Genomic DNA, 18,695 nt, shown 5'->3' on the forward strand with positions numbered 1-18,695 from the left:
ATGACCGCCTCCACCTCCACCCGCACCGGCGTCACGGAGCCGGACCGTCGGCTGCCCGCACTGGGCGGGTTCGCCCCGGGCGCCCTGCGCATCGAGCTGCGCCGGGTGCTGCGCAACCGCCGCACCCTCGCCTTCACGCTGATCATGCCGGGTGTCTTCTTCCTCATCTTCGGCCTGCCGCAGGGCGGGCAGTCACTGGACAACGGTCGGCCGGTGACGGCGTACGTCATGATCAGCCTGGCCGTGTACGCCGCCATGGTGGCGACCACCAGCGTCGGTGGTGCGGTGGCCACCGAGCGGGCCCTGGGCTGGAGCCGACAACTGCGGCTCACCCCGCTACGACCGGCGGCGTACGTGGCGACCAAGCTGATCACCGCGATGAGCCTCGGCCTGCTCGCCGTCGTCGTCGAGTTCCTGGTGGGTGCCGTGGCCGGCGTCCGCGTCCCGGCGTACGTCTGGCTGCTGTCCGGGCTCGCCGCCTGGATCGGCTCGCTGGTCTTCGCCGCGTTCGGTCTCTTCATCGGGTACCTGGCGCCGGCCGAGAACGTCATGCAGATCATCGGCCCGGTCCTGGCGGTGCTGGCCATGTTCGGCGGGCTGTTCGTGCCGGTCGAGGTGCTGCCGGACGTGCTCCAGCAGGTCGCGACGTTCACCCCGGTGTACGGCATGGGGGTGCTGGCTCGCGCCCCGCTCACCGGCGACGGGGTGAGCATGGCGGCGGTGGTCAACCTCGTCGTCTGGGCGCTGGTCTTCGGCGTCGGTGCGGCCCGGCTGTTCCGCCGGGACACCGCGCGGGTCTGACCGGCCGGGCCGATAGCGTGAACCCGATGGACCTCTCGGCCGGGCAGCCCGGGCCGGTGAGCCGCCACTGGCGGGTCACCGGCTGGCTGCTGGCGGCCGTCTGGCTGTTCTTCCTCAACGTGCCGCTCGCCACCGCCCTGCACCAGCCGCAGCTGTGGCGGCGGATCGTCGGTGTGGCGGCCCTGGTCGTCTTCAGCTTCGGCTACGTGCTGCTGTTCCAGTGGGCCCGCAAGCTGCGCCAGTCGCTGCGGCCGATTCCGGTGGGCCGGGCGCGGGCCGGGCTGGCGTTGCTGCTCGCGGTGGGCCTGGCCAGTTTCCCGGGCGCCGGTGCGGACTGGCTGGCCACCCTGGTCTACGTGGCCGCGGCGGCGGTGTTCCTGCTGCCGCCGTGGGAGGCGTTGGCCGTTGTGGTGGTGTGCGCGGTGACCCCGGCGCTGGCGTCCTGGCTGATGGCGGGGTGGGAGGCGGAGAACGGCATCGTCTTCGCGGTGCTGCTCGCCTCGTTCGCCATGTTCGGGGTGTCCCAGCTGGCCCAGCGCAACAGCGAACTGCGGGCCGCCCAGCAGGAGATCGGTCGACTCGCGGTCGCCGAGGAGCGGGCCCGCACCGCCCGCGACCTGCACGACATCCTCGGGCACTCGCTGACCGTGGTGGCGATCAAGGCCGAGCTGGCCGGGCGTCTGGTCACTGTCGACCGGGAGCGGGCCGCCGCCGAGATCGCCGAGGTGGAGGCGCTGGCTCGGGCCGCGCTCGCCGACGTACGACAGACGGCTGGGGCGTACCGCGAGGTCAGCCTCGCCGCCGAGTTGGCCGGCGCCCGCTCCGCGCTGGCCGCGGCGGGCATCGCGGCGGACGTGGCGACCGAGGTGCCGGACCTGCCGCAGGAGTGGGATCGGTTGTTCGGCTGGGCGGTTCGGGAAGGGGTGACGAACGTGGTCCGGCACAGCGGGGCGCGGTGCTGCGTGATCCGGGTGCACCCGGATCGGGTCGAGGTCAGTGACGACGGCCGTGGCCCGTCCACATCCGACTCGAGCGGGCAGGGGCTAATCGGCCTGCGGGAGCGGGCGCGGCGGCTCGACGCTGTGGTGACCGTCGGTCGTCGGCCGACTGGCGACGGTTTTCTGCTGCGGGTGCACGCGCCGGGGGAGGCCCGGTGACCGGCGTGCCGACGCCGATCCGGCTGCTGCTCGCCGACGACCAGGCGCTGGTCCGGGGTGCGCTGGCTGCCCTGCTCTCGCTGGAGGAGGACCTGACAGTGGTCGCCGAGGTCGGTCGGGGCGACGAGGTGGTGCCCGAGGCCCGACGTACCGCCCCCGACGTGGCCCTGCTGGACGTGGAGATGCCCGGCCTGGACGGGATCGCCGCCACCGGGGCGTTGCGGGCCGCGCTGCCGACGTGCCGGGTGCTGGTGGTGACCACCTTCGGCCGACCGGGCTACCTGCGCCGGGCGATGGAGGCCGGTGCGAGCGGTTTCGTGGTCAAGGACACCCCGGCCCGGCAGCTCGCGGACGCGGTCCGCCGGGTGCACGCCGGCCTGCGGGTGGTCGACCCGACGCTGGCCGCGGAGACCCTTGCCACCGGCGCGAGCCCACTGACCGAACGGGAGACCGAGGTGTTGCGGACCGCCCGGGGCGGCGGCACCGTCGCCGACCTGGCCCGGGCGCTGCACCTGTCCGAGGGGACGGTCCGCAACCACCTGTCGGCGGCGATCGGCAAGACCGGTGCCCGTAACCGGGCCGACGCGATCCGGGTCGCCGAGCAGAACGGCTGGCTGCTCGGCGAGTGACCGGGTGGGCCGGCGGTCAGGCGGTCGGCGGCGGGGCGGCCAGTTGGTCGACCACCACGACGCTGCTGCCGGGGCGGACCTCGGCGAGCAGCTCGCGTTGACCGGAGCGGGTCAGCCGGATGCAGCCGTTGGTGGTGTTCTCGCCCAGCTCGTCGTCGTTGTGCCAGGTGTGCACCCCGATGTGCGCGCCGCGCAGCCCGGCCGGCACCGACTCGGGGTCGTCGGGCACCGAACCGAGGGCGTAGATGTCCACTCCGCCGTAGACCGCCTCCGGCGGTGGGGTGCGGCCCAGGATGAAGGTCCGCCCGAGTGGGGTCTCCTGGCCGGACTGGCCGAGGCTGACCTCCCAGGAGCGCACCGCGTTGCCGGCCCGGTACCAGGTGAGCCGGTGGACCTTGCGTTCCACCACGATCTGGTCGCGCAGCGGCACCGTCTCGAACCCGCCGGGCGGCAGCCAGGCGAGCCGTCGGTTGGCCGAGGGCAGCAGGACGGCCGTCCAGCCGGCACGCCGCTGGGCGATCGGCATGGTCAGCTCGACACCGCGGATCGTCGGTTCGAGGAAGGCGCGGGGACGACCACCGGGCGCGTCGTACGCGGCGATGCGTCTGGTCGGGTGCGCGCCCTCGGTCAGCGGCGTGACGTCCGTGCTGGCCGGATCGGCGGGGAACCCACTGGGGGCGGGGTCGTAGTCGACCAACGCCAGGCCGTCCGGGGCGGGCGCGGCCGGGGGGATCGACTCCTCCGGGCTCTGCTCCACACTGCTCGGTGTCGGGTCGGCCACCACCACGTTGCGGTCGTCCGGGTCGGTCGAGCTCGGGGTGAGGGCTTGGCCGACCAGCAGCGCGGTCACCAGCAGCGCGGGTACGCCGATCGCGGCGGTCACCCAGACGACGCGACGGCGGGACGGAGACTTTCGGTCAAACGACACGAAACCACTCTATGGTGGCGAATGCGTCGGGGCCCCCGGTTCGGCGAAAACGCCGCCCGGGGGCCCCGTCGAATCAGATCCGTGCGCCGATGTGGATGGCCACCGCGTCGTGCGCCGGCACGTTGGCCGCGAACCAGCCGCTACCGTCCACCGTGATCACTGGTCCGCTGCACGTACCGCCCGCGTACGTGCCGTGGATGACGTCGCAGTATCGACCGGCGGGCAGCCCCGTGTAGTAGGAGCGACCGTTCACCGCGGCATCCTCGTCGTTGACGGTGATGTAGCCCTTGCCGCTGCGGCTGAACGCGATGTGGTTGTTGCCGTTGTCGTACCAGTTGGTCACGCCCGCGCCCTCGGTGGCGTTGCGGAAGCCGACCATGTTGGCGATCACCGGCCAGCGGTGCTCGCACTCCCAGCCCGAGTAGCAGGTGGTGTTGAGCGTCTTGTTGGCGCCGTCGGACGGTGGGCCGGCGTCGCGGCTGCTGAAGGTGTAGCTGGACATGACGGTGGGGGAGCCGTACGGCCAGGCCAGCATGAAGGCGTTCGCCAGGGCGTAGATCCCCCGGTCCCGGTAGGTCAGCACCCCGCCGGAGTCGCGCTGGGTGTCGTGGTTGTCGACGAACACCGAGGCCGAGCCGCCGGGTAGGTGCCCCCAGCCCTCGCCGAAGTTGCGCAGGTACGCCAACCGTTCGGAGCGGAACACCCGGGCCAGGTCCTTGCCGTAGCGGAACTCGTGCACGTCACCGTTGCCGGTGTACTCGGTCGGCTGGACCGGCTCTCCGGCGCCGTAGATGACCTCCTGCACGGTGTACGCCGAGCGGGACAGCTTGCCCCTGATCGCGGCGATGTCGGCGGCCGGCATGTGCTTGCTGGCGTCCATCCGGAAGCCGTCGACACCGAGGGAGAGCAGGTCGTTGAGGTACGAGGCGATCTTCGTACGGACGTAGTCCGACTCGGTCAACAGGTCCGAGAGGTTGACCAGCTCGCAGTTCTGCACCTCGTACCGATCGTTGTAGTTGGCGATGTCGTCGCCGCCGTTGCGCCCGCAGTGGTGGAAGTCCTGGGTCTGGTAGATGCCCGGGTAGTCGTAGTGCGAGTAGGACGAGCCGGCCCAGCCGGTGCCGCCGTTGTCCTGACCGGACATGTGGTTGATCACCGCGTCGACGATCACCTTGACCCCGGCCGCGTGGCAGGTGTTCACCATCGACTGGAACTGGGCCCGGGTGCCCTTGCGGGACTCGATCCGGTAGCTGACCGGCTGGTACGCCAGCCACCACTGGTTGCCCCGCACGTGCTCCTGCGGGGGTGAGACCTGCACGTAGCCGTAGCCCTTGGGGCCGAGGGTGCTCTGGCACTCGCTGGCCACCGAGGGCCAGTTCCACTCGAAGAGCTGGACGATGACCTTCTTGCCGCCGGACGGGGCGGCGATGGCCGGGGGTGCCGTCACGGTGGTGGGGACGAGCAGGCTGGCGATCAGGCCGAGGGCGAGGAGCGCCGAGCCGCGCCGACGTCGGTGCATGGGGACTCCTGACGGGAGCGGGGGTGGCGGTGCGGGTGGGGAGCGCGGAGTTGCCGAGATCTTGCAACCAATGACTGAAAATTGCTGAAATATTACAAGCGTGTTGCAGGAACTGTCAATGCATGGACATTCGTCACTGTCCAGGTCGGTGGGTGGGAGCGGGTGCAACGCACGGCTGCGCCCGTCGGTTCGATTTCGGCCCAGAAATTTCCACCGGCGGGTGATCCGCGCGCCCCGCCGGTCCGTACTGGATGGGGGAGCAGGGGTCGGCCGGTGGTACGCCGCCGCGAGACGATCGAGGAGCAGATGGCCCGGGCACAGCAGGACAAGAAGGCGGCGACCGTCCGGACCAGCAGCAGCAGTCGGGGGGTGCGCACCCCGTCGCGGTCGGCGGGCGCCCTGCTGATCGCGTCGGTGCTCGCCGCGCTCTGGGCGGCGATCATGCTGACCGGCGCCGGCCAGACGGCGTACGCGTATGGCTTCTTCTTCACCGAGTTCTTCGCCGGGGTGGTCTCCCTGGTGGCGTTGAGCCTCACCGTGATGCTGGGCCTGCTCGCCACCGACCGGCTGGTGCTGCGCATCTCCCACCGGGTGCTGATGCAGTCGGCGCACCGGGCCACCGGCGTGCTGGGGGTGGCCGGGCTCGGCTTCCACGTCCTCACCAAGGTCGCCACCGGGCGCGCGGCGGCGACCGACGCGCTGGTGCCGTTCGTCGGCGGCCGAGGGCTCTACGTCGGGCTCGGCACGGTTGCCGCACTGCTGATGGTCAGCGTGATCTGGACCGGCATCATCCGGGCCCGCTTCGCCGGCGTCGGTCCGAAGTGGCTGTGGCGCACGCTGCACTCCACCGCGTACGTGGCCTGGCCGTTCGCCGTGCTGCACGGCCTCAACGCCGGCCGGGTCGCGAATTCCTGGGTGGTGCTCAGCTACCTCGGCTGCATCCTGCTGGTGGTGCTGGCCCTGCTGGTCCGGTTCTCGGTCACCATCGGTCGGCGCAGCCGCGAGCAGCACCAGGCAGCGGTGCGCAACGCGGCGATGGCCGGCCGGGCCGAAGAGGCGAAGACCGCCCGATCGCTGCTGGCCGGGTTGGGTCGGCGGAGCAAGGCCGCCGACAAGCGTCCCGCCTGGGCGGACACCACCACCGCGACCTGGGCCGCGCCCGCCGCGCGGCGGGACCCGGAACGGTTCACCGTCCCGGTGGTGCCCGAGCCCGGTTCCCTCGTCGAGCCGACCCGGCCGAGCCGACGTCGGCAGGAGGAGGAGCCGGCGGCCTACCGCGACACCGCACGGCCCGCGCGCGGCCGCCGTGCCGAGGAGGAGCCGACGACCCGCCGGTCGGCCCGTCGCAGCGTGGACGAGACCGACATCCGTCGACGCGACGAGGAGGAGGTCGAGCCGGTGACCCGGCGGCGCGCCTCGCGTACCCGCGACGAGGTGGCACCGGCCGGCCGGCGGCGCGTCGACGAGCCGGCCGCCGAGCGGTCCCGTCGCCGGTCCCGCGGCGAGGACGACGCCAGCCGCTACTCGGCCCCGCCGGAGCCGACCCTCGACGAGCCCGAGGAGCCGTGGGACAGTCCGCGCCGGTGGCAGGCCGACGAGCCGATCTCCGCCGGTCCGGTCTCCAGCAGCCCGATCTCGTCGGCGCCGCGCAGCGGCAGCGGCCGGCACAGCGTTGACGACGACCTGCCCGAGGAGCCGGACTACTGGCGCCCGCCGGCCCGGTACGTGCCCGACGAGGTGCCGCCGCCCGTCGACGACACCCCGACCCTTGTCGACCTGGCGTCGCGCCGTGCGCGCCGGGCAGCCGGCGAGGGTCGGTCCGCCAAGCGCCGCAAGGCCAGCGCCGATGCGGTGGACGGGGCGTACTGGGCCGGGCTGCGGGGTGAGGCGAAGTGATGCGGACCGCCGTGCCGCCGGTCGCCTGTGTGGGCGAGCCCCGGCTCACCGCCGGCTTCGCCGAGTACGGCCGGCTCGACCTGCTCGCGCACGAGGAGGTGCACGGCCCGATCGGTCCGATGGAGCCGGCGCAGCTGCTCCGACTCGCCGAGGGCATGCAGCTCAAGGGCAAGGGCGGGGCAGGGTTCCCGTTCGCCCGCAAACTGCGCGCGGTGCTGGAGTCCTGCGAGCGGCAGGACCTCGCCGCCGTGGTGGTGGTCAACGCCACCGAGGGGGAGCCGGCCAGCTGGAAGGACAAGGTGCTGCTGACCCGCGCCCCGCACCTGATCCTGGACGGCGCGGCGCTGGCCGCGTACGCGCTGGACGCCGACGAGATCGTGATCGGCGTGGCGGACGACGGGGTCGGCCGGGACTCGCTGATGGAGGCTCTCGACGAGCGCCGGATGCCGGTGCAGACGACAATCGTCACAGTGCCGCACCGGTTCATCTCCGGCGAGGGCGGCGCACTGGTCAACGGGATCAACGGGTTGCCGCACATCCCGCCGGGCACCAAGAAGCGCTCCAGCGACTCCGGGGTCAGCGGCCTGCCCACCCTGCTGTCCAACGCCGAGACGTACGCCCAGCTCGCCGTCGGCGCCCGGCTGGGCCCGTACGAGTACGCGGCGCTCGGCACCGACGACGAACCGGGCACAGTGCTGCTCACCGTGACCGGCGCGGCCGGCCGACCGGCAGTGGTGGAGTGCACCGCCGGCATGCCGTTGCGTGACGTCCTCGACCTGTGCGAGGTGCCGGACGTCCAGGGCATCCTGATGGGCGGCTACCACGGCAAGTGGATCACCCCGGAGGCGGCGGAGAAGGCCGAGGTCTCCCGCAAGGGCCTGGCCGCGGTCGGCGGCACCCTCGGTGCGGGCATCATCGTCCCGATCGGTGTCGACACCTGCCCGCTCGGCGAGGCCGCCCAGGTGGTGCGTTACCTGGCCGGCGAGTCCGCCGGGCAGTGCGGACCGTGCAAGATGGGCCTGCCGGACCTGGCCCGCGCGGTGGACCTGGCCGTCGCCGGCAGCCAACCGGCGGACGTGGTGCGAGCCGCCGCCGGCGAGGTGAAGGGCCGGGGCGCGTGCAGCCACCCCGACGGCACCGCGCGGTTCGCGCTCTCCGCGATCGAGGTCTTCGCCGAGGACCTGCGGCTGCACAGCACCGGCGACGGCTGCGGCCGACGGGTCAAGGGCGTGATGGGGCTGCCGGGCGCACCCGATGCGAACCCGCAGAAGCTCACCCTGGACTGGTCGCGCTGTGACGGGCACGGCCTGTGCGCGCACGTCGTACCGGACTTCATCCGGCTCGACGCGAACGGGTATCCCGCCTTCCCGGCCACCCCCGTGCCGACCTGGCTGCGGGAAGGCGCGCTGAAGGCGGTCAAGGTCTGCCCGGAGCTGGCGCTCCGACTCGCCAAGGCCGAGTAGGTAAGCCTCAGGTCCAGCAACGGTCCCTTCCGGACCGGAACGGAGAAGCGGATGCGGATCGGCATGGCGTGCACAGGGGCCCGGCAGCTGCGCCGTGCCGCCACCGCCGGGGCGCTGGTGGCGGCCCTGTTCGCCGCTGCTGCCTGCACCGGCACCGCGCCGGGTGGGCCCGCCGCCGCCGGAGCGGCACCGACCTCGACCGGTGCGCCGCCCACGCCGATCGGGACACCGCCCACCCCGACCGGCTCGGCCACCGCCGCCCCGGCGCAGGTCCCGGACGTGCTGCGCTTCACCGGGACGACCCTCGGCGGGGCCGCGTTCGACGCGGCGCAGCTCGCCGGCAAACCGGTGGTGCTGTGGTTCTGGGCGCCGTGGTGCGCCACCTGCGCCAGTCAGGCCTGGACGGTGGCCGAGATCGCACCCCGGTACCGGGACACCGTGCCGATCGTCGGCGTCGCCGGGCTGGGCGAGCGGAAGGCCATGAAGGAGTTCGTCACCGAGTTCGAGCTCGGCGGCACACCGCAGATCGAGGACGGCAAGGGCGTGCTCTGGAAGCGGTTCAAGGTGACCGAGCAGAGCATCTTCGTGATCATCGACCGGAACGGCGCGGTCGTCCACCAGGGCTTCCTGGACGGTGAGGCGCTCACCGCCCGGGTCGCCGCACTGGCCGGGGCGTGACCGCCGCACTGCTGCTCGCGCTGACCGCCGGCATGCTCGGCGCGGTCAACCCGTGCGGCTTCGCGTTGCTGCCCGCGTACCTCTCGCTGTTGGTCGCCGGGAAGTCGGACACCCGCGGCGCGGTCGGCCGCGCACTCACCGCGGCGGCCGGGCTGACAGTGGGGTACGTGCTGGTGTTCGGCGCGTTCGGCCTGGCGCTCGCGCCGCTGGCCGGCTGGTTGCGGCCCCGACTGCCGTGGCTGACAGTGGCGCTCGGTGTGCTGCTGCTCGTGGCCGGTTGCTGGTTGCTCGCCGGTCGGCGGCTGCCCGCGCCCGGCTGGTCCGCCCGGGCACCCCGGCTGACCCGGTCCTGGCCGTCGATGGCGCTGTTCGGCGCGGCGTACGCGCTGGCGTCGCTCGGCTGCGCCATCGCGCCGTTTCTGGCCATCGTGGTGACCAGCCTCCAGGCCGGCTCGACCGGTCAGGGGCTGGCGCTGTTCGGCGCGTACGCCCTCGGGATGGGTCTGGTGGTCACGGTCGCCGCGCTCGGCGTGGCGCTGCTACGCGACGGCCTGGTGGCCCGGCTGCGCGTCGCCGGGGCGTTGGTGCCCCGCCTCAGTGGCCTGGTGCTGGTGCTCGCCGGCGGTTACGTCGCCTGGTACGGCTGGTACGAGCTGCGCCTCGCCGCCGGTAACCGCGACGCCCTGCACGACCCGGTCATCCAGGCGGCCGCCCAGGTCCAGCGAGCCCTGGCCGACGCCCTCGACCGGATCGGCCCGGCGGTGCTGCTGGCCGCCCTGGCCACCCTGCTCCTGGCCGCGCTCCTCACGAAGCGCGCCCACCGCCCGACCTGCGGTGGCGGCGGTGGTCTTGACATCGGGAAGCGATCATCGGAGTCTGTCTGACAACGTTGTCACACCGAAGGACCACCATGCGTATATCCGAATTCGAGTTGAGCAGGCGGCGGCTCCTCATGCTTGGCGGCGCCATCGGCGCTGGACTCGCCATCGCCCGACCGGCCGCCGCCCAGGCCGCGTCAGCCGCCACCACGCCACCGGCTGCGGCCACTGGCCCGGTTGCCAACACCTACCACGCGCTGCTGCTCGCCCACACCCGATGGGCCGAGGAGCAGTGGGATCCGGCGATCAACGCGTACCGCCTCGCGGACTTCAGGTTCGCGGTCGTCCTCGGTAACGCGGTCCTGCTCATCTCGCCCGGGTACGACGCGGCGGCAGCCGGCGTCGACCGGGACACGCTGCACGCCCGTACCATCGCGACCATCCGCCGGTTCGCGGCCACCAACCGGCTCACCGGCGGCACCGAGTGGGGCCGACAGCTCTTCTGGGACAGCACCTTTGAGCTGTACTTCATCCTGGCCGCCCGACTGCTCTGGTCCGACCTGGACGAGGTGACCCGCAACAACGTCGACCGCATCGCCCGCGGGCAGGCCGCGTACGCCCATTCCCTCGGCACCGGCAACGACCCGCTGAGTGGTGGTTGGACGCCGAACGGCCTCACCGGTGGCTGGAGCGGTGACACCAAGCTCGAGGAGATGGGGGTTTACGCCCAGGCGATCGCGCCCGGCCTGGCCTGGGCGCCGGACGACCCCGCAGCCGCGGCGTGGCGCGAGCGGTTCCTGACGTGGATGCTCAACGCGAGCGGGCTACCGGCAGCCGACCGCGCCAACCCCGCCGTCGTCGACGGGCGGGCGGTCGCGGACTGGAACACCGCCCACAACATTTACGACACGTTCCTCGTCGAGAATCACGACTCCTTCGGCCCGCACTACCAGGAAGAACTGTGGCGCACCGCAGGTCGTACCGCGGCGCACTTCCTGACCGCCGGCGAACCGCTCCCCGAGGCACTCACCCGGCAGCCCAACGGCGCCGAGCTGTGGCGGACCATGCGGCTGATGGCCAGCGACGCCGGCGAACCCTTCATGCCGATGGTCGCGGACCGCTACCACCTGTACGGCCGTGATGCCCTGCCGCTCGCCTTTCTCGCGCAGGTCCAAGGCGACCGGCACGCGGCCCGGGCCGAGGCGGACCTCGCCGACCGGCTCATGCCCTACCTGAACTACCCGCCTGAGAATCGGCTCACCAAGTTCAGCGGCGAGCCGAAGTACGAGCCCGAAGCCCGGGCCGAAATCGCCATCAGTTATCTCTTCCATGCCTGGCGGGCAGCCAACGGCGGCGTGGTCGAGCCGGTCGCCAGCACCACGTTCTTCGCGGCGGCGGCGGGCACCCGGGACTTCGGGGCGAAAGCCGGGCTGACCGCCCACCAAACCCCGACTGCCTTCGCCGCGGCGGTCAGTAAGACCGGATTCGTCTCGTTCCAGTGGGCGCCCACCCACGACAACTGGTTGTTCGACACCCGGGCCGCCTCGCTGCTGCCGAGGCAGTCCGCGCCGGTCCTCGGCCGCACCTCCACTGCGTACACCGTGGCCCGCGACGGTCTCGACGCCACGGCGACCGTTCTACGCGTCGCCGGCGGCACCGCCGGATACGTCACGCTGCCCACCGGTACGGTCGTGTACGCCACCACCGGCATTAGTGCCGACGAGGGCGTGCTCACCCTGTTCAACCTGGACATGCCCGGCGTACCCGGGCTCACCGGCACCCGTACCTTCACCGGCGAACAGGGGTCCGTCACCCTGGCTGGGCAATCGGGCGTCGGCGACGGCGGAACCGACCAGATCAGCTTCGCGCCTCGTTCAGCCAGGTACGTGCGGATGCTCGGCCGATCCCCCGCCAACCAGTACGGTTACTCGCTGTTCGCCTTCTCCGTGCTCGACGCGGGCGAGGTCGACCTCGCCATCGGCCGGCCCACCACGGCCTCGTCCGCCGACCCGGCCTACCCCGCACCGCGCGCGACCGACGGCAACCCCGCCACCCGCTGGGCGGTCGCCCGTGAGGAACGCGGTCGCACGGACAGTTGGCTCGCCGTCGACCTCGGCGAGTCCATCGACATCAGCGGCGTACGCCTGGATTGGGAGGCCGCGTACGGTACCCGCTACGTCATCCAGACCTCTCTCGACGGCACCAACTGGAGCGACGCGGCGGTTGTGCCGGACAGCCCGACCATCGCCGGCTCCTGGCTGGACATCGACGGACGAGCGGGTCTGGTAGTCCACCACGCCCAGAATCCGATCACCGTGACCGCCACCACCGTCACCCTGTCCAGCGGACCGGCCACCGGCAGCACTCGGCTGATCATCGAGGGGTACGCGGGCGCGAGCAGGTCGGCCCTGGCCGCCGCGGCGTCTCGAACCCTGCCCAGCGGCGGTTCGGAGGCGTTGCGGGTGAGTGACGCGGACGGATACCTGAGCCTGTTCAACCTGTCCGACGACGACATCACGACAGCGGCCGTCACGCTTTCGCAGGGCGCCACGCTGCGGCTGTACCACGGAAGTCAGGTCACCGGATCGGGGACCACCACCTACCAGGTCGACCTTGCCCCCGCGACCGCACGCGTCGAGTCGCCCCGGTTCACCGCGACCGCGGCACAGCCGGAGAAGGCGATTCCCGCCGGTACCCGGTTCGACGTCACCGACTCGCACCACCTCCGAATCACCGCACCCGCCGGGCACATCGTGAAGGTGCAGGTGGAGTCCGCGCCCGGCGGCGCCCGACAGCGAGTGACGGTCCCCGCTGGACACAGCAAGGAAATCGCGTTCCCGGGTGGGACGGTGACGCCGACCAGCGATCTGGCCCGGTCTCGGACGACCTACCCGACGTCACCGCTGCCGGCCGGCATGACCGACCCGTCGGCCGCCGTCGACGGCGACCCGGGGACGGCCTGGCAACCCGGCCCGAACGGCCGAATGGTGATCGACCTCGGATCGCTCCGGGAGCTGGCATCGGTCCGCCTGACCTGGACTCCCGGTCGGCGGCGGCCGATCACCGTAGCCACCTCGGCCGACGGACTCGGCTACGTGACGGTCGCCTCGGTGCCGAAGCCGCGACCTGGGACCACCATCTCGACCAGGTCCTCCGCGCGGTACCTGGCGATCGCGGTCGCCGACTGGCAGTCCGGTGACGCCCGGCTGACCTCGGTGGAGGTGTTCGGTGCCTGAACCGGCACCGCCTGTCCGCGCAGGAGCCGGAACAGCTCCGCGTCGGGATTGACCACGGTGTGACACCGATGGCCCGAATGGGCGGGGGCGGGACTGATGCGGATGCATCAGTCCCGCCCCCGTCGACCGATTCGGGGAGCTGCCTAGCGCAGGGGGGTCAGACGGTCGGTGCCCAGGCGGTCCTGGAGGACCTTGGGGATCAGGACGCTGCCGTCGGCCTGCTGGTACTGCTCCAGGATGGCCGGGAAGAGCCGGCTCGTCGCCAGGGCGGAACCGTTGAGGGTGTGCACGAAGCGGGTCTGCTTGCCGCCGGGCTCGCGGTAACGGATGGCCGCCCGACGAGCCTGGTAGTCGCCGGCCCAGGAAACCGACGACACCTCCTTGTACTTGCCGGTGCTCGGCATCCACACCTCGATGTCGAGGGTCTTCTTCATCGACGCGCTGGCGTCACCGGCCGAGAGCAGCGTGCGCTGGTAGTGCAGACCCAACCCCTCGACCAGGCTCTCGGCGTGGGCGAGCATCTCCTCCAGCGCCGCGTCGGCCTGCTCCGGCAGGGTGAACTGGAAGATCTCCACCTTGTTGAACTGGTGCCCGCGCACCGTGCCACGCTCGTCCGAGTGCGAACCGGCCGACTCCCGTCGGTAACACGGGGTGTACGCGAACGCCTTCAGCGGCAGCTTCGGGGTCTCCAGGATCTCGTCCTGGTACGCGCCGAGGATCGCCGTCTCCGACGTGGGCAGCAGGAACTGACCGCGCGGGGCGGACGCCGAGTCCAGGTGGTAGACGTCGTCGTAGAACTTGGGGAACTGCCCGGCGGCGAAGCCGGCCGAATCCAGCAGCAGGTGCGGCGGGAGCAGGAACTCGTAGCCGGCCTTGATGTGCTGGTCGACGAAGTAGTTGAGCAGCGCCCACTCCAGCCGGGCGCCGATCCCCGTGTAGATCCAGAAACCGGACCCACCGAGCTTGACGCCGCGCTCGTAGTCGACCAGGCCCAGTGCGCGGCTCAGCTCCACGTGGTCGCGGACCTTCTCGATCACCGGCGGCTCACCGAAGGTCTTCACCACCCGGTTGGCTTCCTTGCCGCCGGCCACCACGTCGTCGCTGGGCAGGTTGGGTAGCTCACTCATCGCGTCCCGCAGCCGGGCCTGCACCTCGTCCAGCTGGGATTCCAGCTCGGCGAGCTGCTTACGCTCCGCCTCCGGCGCGGCGACCTGCGGATCCTCGCCGGCCCGCTTCGCCTGCGCGTACGCCCGGGCCTCGGCCTTGCGGCGCTGCCGCTCGGCGTCGATCTCCGTGATCAGGGCGCGGCGTTCCTGGTCGAGCCGCTGGATCTCGTCCAGGGCCCGGGTGACCTCGGCGGGATCCAGACGCTTCGCCAGCGCGGTCGCCACCGCCTCGCGATCCTTCCGGATCAACTCCATGTCGAGCATGCTGCTCCGTACGCCTCCGTCCGGGGTCACAGGTGGACCACCAGATGCTACCGTCGCGGGCTTTTCCTCCCGGGACGGGGAGTGCTGGCGGTCGGCTCAGAGCCGGATCGGCATCAGCACCGAGTAGGTGTCCGCGTCGTCCGGTCGGCGTACGGCCAGCGGGGCGATCGGCCCGTCCAGCTCCAGCACCAGTTGCGGCGCGCCGGCCGCGTTCAGCGCGTCCAGCAGGTAGCCGCCGTCCACCCCGACCCGCAGCGCGTCGGTGCCCAGGTCGGCGGCGGGGAGCAGCCGCAGCCCGCCCTGGTCGTCGACGCCGAGCACGGTGACCTCCCGGGTGGTGCCGTCGTGCTCGCGGGCGACGGTGGGGGCGGCCGGGTCGGCCAGCGCGGCGCGCAGCGTGGCCACGTCCACCGGGATGCGTCGCGCCGTCGGCCGCTCGCCGACGGCCTTGCGCAGCAGCCGGTGGTAGTCCGGGAAGTCGTACGGCAGGGCGGTGCCGGTCACCGTGCGGTCGGCCACCCGCACCCGCAGGTCCGGGCCCGCCACGGTGAGCCGGACCGGCCAGCCGTCGGCGGTGTCGAGCAGTGGCCGGAGTTGGTCGACGAGGGCCACCGGCACGAACACCCGCACCGGCGGCCCGTCGACGTCGGCCCCGGCCCGAGCCAGCGCCAGCCGGTACCGGTCGGTGGCGACGAGCCGGACGCCGTCGGACTCGACGTCGAACAGCACGCCGGCGAGCATCGGCAGCTCCGGGTCGACGCCGACGGCGAAGCGCACCGCGTCGAGCGCGGAGGCCAGGGCGGCGGGGGAGACCAGGAACGTGGTGGCGGCCGGCGGAACCGGGTCCACCAGGGCCCGCAGCCGGTCGACCTCGCGGCGGGCGTCGCTGAGCCCGTCGGCGAGGCGGCGCAGGTGCGCGTCGAGCAGCTGGTGCACCACGGCCGGTTCGGCGCGTACCGCGGCGGCGATCTGCGGCACCGGCATGCCGATCCGGCGCAACCCGGCCACCAGCCGGGCCGGGGCGACCTGCTCCTCGGTGTACCAGCGGTAGCCGGTCACCGGGTCGACCAGGGCCGGCTCCAGCACCCCCGCCGAGTCGTAGAAGCGCAGTGCGCTGACGGTCAGGCCGCTGGCCCGGGCCAGCTCGCCGATGCTGTGCAGGTGGCTCACGCTGGGCATCCTGCCCCCTCGACCCGGTCGAGGGTCAAGCCGAGCGCTCCAGCACCCGGAAGGTGAGGCCGGCCCGGACGAGCCGGTCGAGCAGCGCGTCACCCATCGCGGTGACCGGGGTGAGCTGGCCGGTCGTCGGCGGCAGCTCGTCGAGCGCCAGACACAGTGCCGACTCGCCGAGCATCTTCGCCGTCTCGTCATAGCCGGGGTCACCGCCGGCGACCTCGGTGACCACCCGCTGCCCACCGCCGGTGCCGACGAACCGGACCCGGAACCAGGACGACGCCCGCTGCCGTGCTGTTGGGCCCTGCCCGGAGGCGAGCCGACCGAGCAGCCAGCGTCGGCTGGGCGGCAGCTTGACCAGCCCGATCAGCGCGCCGAGCCCGGCGGCGCCGGCCAGCACGGTGGGCAGCCGCTTCACCGCGGCGAAATGCCGGTAGCGGAAGTCCGGGCCGTACTCCGGGCGGGCCGCCGCCGAGCGGCGGACCACCTGCGGGTCGATGGTCGGCAGCGGTACGGCCCAGACGCCCAGCTCCGCCGAGCGGGCCAGCCGGCCCGGCGCCGCCCGGACCAGACGGTCGGTGGGACGTGGCTCGACCGCCCGGCGGTCCCGGGCGGCCTGGCTGGCCTGCCCGGTACGGGAGAACGCGGTGAGCGCCGAGTGGTAGGTGCCGGCGGAGAACCGGCCGCCAGCGCGCACGTACCCGTCCACGGTGATCGGCACGTCGGCGGGCAGCTGCTTGACGGTGAACCACACGCCCAGGTCGTGTGGGATGGAGTCGAAGCCGCAGGCGTGCACCAGCCGGGCACCCGTCCGGGTCGCCTCGGCGTGGTGGCGCACGTACATCAGGTCGACGAACTCCGGCTCGCCGGTGATGTCCAGGTAGTCGGTGCCGGCTCGGGCGCAGGCCGCGACCAGCGGCTCCCCGTGGTGGATGTACGGGCCAACCGTGCTGGCCACCACCCGGGCGCTCTCCGCCACCGGCCGCAGGGAGTCGGCGTCGGTCACATCGGCGGTGAGCAGCGGCAGGTCGGCCAGGCTCGGGTCGATCGCGGCGAGCCGGTCCCGTACGGCGGCAAGGCGCTGCGGGTTGCGCCCGGCCAGCGCCCAGCGCAGCCCGGCCGGCGCGTGCCGGGCCAGGTATTCAGCGGTCAGGCCGCCGGTGAACCCGGTCGCGCCGAACAGCACCACGTCGTACGTTCGCTCCACGACCATCCCCGGAGTCTGCCATCCACCGTCGGCGATGAGGCGGTCGCGAGTGGGGCGTCACGGCGTGAACACGACGCGTACGCAACCGTCGGCCCGGTCCCGGAACAGCGCGTACCCCTCGGGGCCCCGCGCCAACGGCAGGTGATGGGTGGCCAGGTGCTCGGTCCGCAGCTCGTCGCGGGCCATCCGGTCCAGCAGCATCGGCACGTCCCGCGGTTCGGGCCGACCGGCGCCGCGCAGCGTGAGCCGCCGCTCGGTCAGCGCGCCCAGCGGGAACGCGTCGACGAACCCGCCGGTCTCGCCGAGCACCACCACCACGCCGCTCTTGCGGCAGGCGTGCACGGCCTCCCGCAGCGCGTCGGGTCGGTCGGTGTGCTGGCCACCGAACCGGTCGGCGATGGACCGGGCCGGCGGCGTGCCGACCGCCACCACGCACACGTCCGGCCCGCGCCCACCACTGCGGTCGCGCAGCTCGGCCGCGATGTCGGTGTGGCGGTAGTCGAGGGGCTCGGCGTCGCAGTGCCGCTCAGCCATCCGCAACCGCTCCTCGTGCCGGTCCACGATCAGCACCTGGGCGGCGCCGCGCAGCACCGCCGCCCGGGCGGTCAACTGGCCCACCGCCCCGGCGCCCCAGATCGCCACCACGTCGCCGGGGCGCACCGCACCCAGCTCGGCGGCGAGCCATCCGGTCGGCGCGGCGTTGGCGGCGAACACCGCCCGGTCGTCGTCGACGGGATCCGGCACCCGGAACGCGCTCACGTCGGCGTACGGCACCCGCACGTACTCGGCGTGACCGCCCGCGAACCCGCCCGCCGCCCGGGGCCGGCCGAAGCAGCCGGCGTCCGAGCGGGCGCAGTCGGGGTCGGTGCTCGCCGAGTCGGCAGTGCCGTTGTCGCAGCAGGAGTGCAGGCCCTGGCGGCAGTACCAGCAGCCGCCGCAGGCCACGCCCGCGCCGACCACGACCCGATCGCCGGCCCGGTGTCGGCGGACGCCGGGGCCGACCTCGACCACCTCGCCCAGGAACTCCGCGCCGAGCACGTCGCCGGCCCGCAGCAGCGGGTGCCGGCCGGCCAGCAGCGGCAGGTCACCCCCACAGGTGGCGCTGCGCCGCACCCGGACGATGACGTCACGCTCGTTGCGCAGCTCCGGGTCGGGCACCTCGCGTACCGCCAGCTCGCCGGCGGTCACCCAGCACAGCGCTCTCACCCGGGGGCCTCGGGACGGTCCAGCGCGCAGCGGTCCGCGCGGAGCACCTCACCGGCCTCCACCCGTTGCTTGATCTGGCGTAACGTCCGGCGGACCAGCAGACCCGGGTCGTCGCCGACCAGGTGCGCGGCCAGCCCGGTGGGCGGGGTGACGCCCGCCAGCGGCCGGGCGGCCAGCTCGGTACCCCGGTCGCCGGGCGCCGGCCGCACCCGCACCTCGACCGCCCCGTCCAGGCGGCGCAGCGGCTCCGGCCAGCGTCCGTCGGGAAGCACCTGCTCCGGCGCGCGGTCGACGGTCACCACCTCCCACCGGGCCGGCGCGGCACCGTCGCCGTCCGCTCCCGGCCGCCCACCCCGATGGGGTACGCGCAGCAGCCGCGCCGCCCCGGCCAGCGCCGCGCCGCCGAGGGCGGGTCCCGCCCGCGCCAGCCGTCCCATCGGTACCACCCGTCCTTCCGGTTCAGGTCCCCCGATCGTCGGTCGCGGTCGGGTGAAGCGCGCTCGCCCGGAAGGGGTGAACCGGCCTGTGTCGGGTAACCGCTCGCCGACCGGGGG

At 73.1% G+C, this 18,695-nt stretch carries 15 protein-coding genes; 8 read left to right on the top strand and 7 right to left on the bottom strand.

Annotated features, from left to right (window positions below):
• The 3 genes from DLJ59_RS03935 to DLJ59_RS03945 are packed head-to-tail and all read left to right on the top strand — an operon-like array spanning position 1 to position 2,587.
• The gene (locus tag DLJ59_RS03935) at positions 1 to 801 is read left to right on the top strand and encodes an ABC transporter permease (protein WP_124771144.1); all 801 of its coding nucleotides are present in this window, start codon (positions 1 to 3) and stop codon (positions 799 to 801) included.
• Positions 802 to 827: 26 nt separating this feature from the next.
• A complete protein-coding gene (locus tag DLJ59_RS03940; protein WP_124771145.1) occupies positions 828 to 1,958 on the top strand; it encodes a sensor histidine kinase in 1,131 nt (376 codons plus the stop codon).
• Positions 1,955 to 2,587 carry a response regulator transcription factor gene (locus tag DLJ59_RS03945; RefSeq protein WP_208648542.1) on the top strand — a complete coding sequence of 211 codons (633 nt, stop codon included), beginning with the start codon at positions 1,955 to 1,957 and terminating at the stop codon, positions 2,585 to 2,587. Before DLJ59_RS03940 ends, DLJ59_RS03945 begins: the two co-directional genes overlap by 4 nt.
• A 16-nt stretch (positions 2,588 to 2,603) precedes the next feature.
• Here the strand turns inward: DLJ59_RS03945 and DLJ59_RS03950 are convergent, their stop codons facing one another.
• Both DLJ59_RS03950 and DLJ59_RS03955 read right to left on the bottom strand, forming a co-directional pair.
• Positions 2,604 to 3,515, bottom strand: a complete 912-nt coding sequence (locus DLJ59_RS03950; RefSeq protein WP_124771146.1) for a L,D-transpeptidase — start codon at positions 3,513 to 3,515, stop codon at positions 2,604 to 2,606.
• Between the two features lie 73 nt (positions 3,516 to 3,588).
• On the bottom strand, positions 3,589 to 5,034 hold the full coding sequence (locus tag DLJ59_RS03955; protein WP_124771147.1) for an alpha-amylase: 1,446 nt from the start codon (positions 5,032 to 5,034) through the stop codon (positions 3,589 to 3,591).
• A 273-nt stretch (positions 5,035 to 5,307) separates the two neighbouring features.
• Between DLJ59_RS03955 and DLJ59_RS03960 the strand changes: the two genes are divergently transcribed.
• The 5 genes from DLJ59_RS03960 to DLJ59_RS03980 are packed head-to-tail and all read left to right on the top strand — an operon-like array spanning position 5,308 to position 13,125.
• Positions 5,308 to 6,930, top strand: coding sequence for a ferric reductase-like transmembrane domain-containing protein (locus tag DLJ59_RS03960; protein ID WP_244235813.1), 1,623 nt, complete (start codon positions 5,308 to 5,310; stop codon positions 6,928 to 6,930).
• A complete protein-coding gene (locus DLJ59_RS03965) occupies positions 6,930 to 8,393 on the top strand; it encodes an NADH-quinone oxidoreductase subunit NuoF family protein (protein ID WP_208648543.1) in 1,464 nt (487 codons plus the stop codon). Before DLJ59_RS03960 ends, DLJ59_RS03965 begins: the two co-directional genes overlap by 1 nt.
• 51 nt (positions 8,394 to 8,444) lie before the next feature.
• The gene (locus tag DLJ59_RS03970) at positions 8,445 to 9,071 is read left to right on the top strand and encodes a TlpA family protein disulfide reductase (protein WP_244235814.1); all 627 of its coding nucleotides are present in this window, start codon (positions 8,445 to 8,447) and stop codon (positions 9,069 to 9,071) included.
• Entirely contained in the window at positions 9,068 to 9,955 is an 888-nt protein-coding gene (locus DLJ59_RS37840) for a cytochrome c biogenesis CcdA family protein (RefSeq protein WP_279635723.1), read from the top strand. Before DLJ59_RS03970 ends, DLJ59_RS37840 begins: the two co-directional genes overlap by 4 nt.
• A 26-nt stretch (positions 9,956 to 9,981) precedes the next feature.
• The gene (locus tag DLJ59_RS03980) at positions 9,982 to 13,125 is read left to right on the top strand and encodes a discoidin domain-containing protein (protein ID WP_124771149.1); all 3,144 of its coding nucleotides are present in this window, start codon (positions 9,982 to 9,984) and stop codon (positions 13,123 to 13,125) included.
• A 143-nt stretch (positions 13,126 to 13,268) separates the two neighbouring features.
• Here DLJ59_RS03980 and serS read toward each other — a convergent pair whose 3' ends face one another.
• The 5 genes from serS to DLJ59_RS04005 form a co-directional block, all read right to left on the bottom strand.
• The gene (gene serS, locus DLJ59_RS03985) at positions 13,269 to 14,555 is read right to left on the bottom strand and encodes a serine--tRNA ligase (protein WP_124771150.1); all 1,287 of its coding nucleotides are present in this window, start codon (positions 14,553 to 14,555) and stop codon (positions 13,269 to 13,271) included.
• A 96-nt stretch (positions 14,556 to 14,651) separates the two neighbouring features.
• Positions 14,652 to 15,734 (bottom strand): DNA polymerase III subunit beta family protein, encoded by a 1,083-nt coding sequence (locus DLJ59_RS03990; protein WP_124771151.1) that lies wholly within the window; start codon positions 15,732 to 15,734, stop codon positions 14,652 to 14,654.
• Positions 15,735 to 15,759: 25 nt separating this feature from the next.
• Positions 15,760 to 16,941 (bottom strand): saccharopine dehydrogenase family protein, encoded by a 1,182-nt coding sequence (locus DLJ59_RS03995; RefSeq protein WP_124771152.1) that lies wholly within the window; start codon positions 16,939 to 16,941, stop codon positions 15,760 to 15,762.
• Positions 16,942 to 16,992: 51 nt separating this feature from the next.
• Positions 16,993 to 18,141, bottom strand: coding sequence for an alcohol dehydrogenase catalytic domain-containing protein (locus DLJ59_RS04000; RefSeq protein ID WP_124771153.1), 1,149 nt, complete (start codon positions 18,139 to 18,141; stop codon positions 16,993 to 16,995).
• Positions 18,138 to 18,578 (bottom strand): hypothetical protein, encoded by a 441-nt coding sequence (locus DLJ59_RS04005; protein WP_425271387.1) that lies wholly within the window; start codon positions 18,576 to 18,578, stop codon positions 18,138 to 18,140. Before DLJ59_RS04005 ends, DLJ59_RS04000 begins: the two co-directional genes overlap by 4 nt.
• Positions 18,579 to 18,695: the final 117 nt, after the last annotated feature.

The organism is Micromonospora inaquosa (assembly GCF_003857055.1).
Taxonomy (GTDB): Bacteria; Actinomycetota; Actinomycetes; order Mycobacteriales; family Micromonosporaceae; genus Micromonospora; species Micromonospora inaquosa.

Bases quoted from the DNA above. Each gene is read 5' to 3' on its own strand.
- serS (WP_124771150.1), bottom strand. From the start codon at position 14,555: ATGCTCGACATGGAGTTGATCCGGAAGGATCGCGAGGCGGTGGCGACC.
- DLJ59_RS03940 (WP_124771145.1), top strand. From the start codon at position 828: ATGGACCTCTCGGCCGGGCAGCCCGGGCCGGTGAGCCGCCACTGGCGG.
- DLJ59_RS03970 (WP_244235814.1), top strand. From the start codon at position 8,445: ATGCGGATCGGCATGGCGTGCACAGGGGCCCGGCAGCTGCGCCGTGCC.
- DLJ59_RS03965 (WP_208648543.1), top strand. From the start codon at position 6,930: ATGCGGACCGCCGTGCCGCCGGTCGCCTGTGTGGGCGAGCCCCGGCTC.
- DLJ59_RS04005 (WP_425271387.1), bottom strand. From the start codon at position 18,578: ATGGGACGGCTGGCGCGGGCGGGACCCGCCCTCGGCGGCGCGGCGCTG.
- DLJ59_RS03995 (WP_124771152.1), bottom strand. From the start codon at position 16,941: ATGGTCGTGGAGCGAACGTACGACGTGGTGCTGTTCGGCGCGACCGGG.
- DLJ59_RS03955 (WP_124771147.1), bottom strand. From the start codon at position 5,034: ATGCACCGACGTCGGCGCGGCTCGGCGCTCCTCGCCCTCGGCCTGATC.
- DLJ59_RS03990 (WP_124771151.1), bottom strand. From the start codon at position 15,734: ATGCCCAGCGTGAGCCACCTGCACAGCATCGGCGAGCTGGCCCGGGCC.
- DLJ59_RS03980 (WP_124771149.1), top strand. From the start codon at position 9,982: ATGCGTATATCCGAATTCGAGTTGAGCAGGCGGCGGCTCCTCATGCTT.
- DLJ59_RS03935 (WP_124771144.1), top strand. From the start codon at position 1: ATGACCGCCTCCACCTCCACCCGCACCGGCGTCACGGAGCCGGACCGT.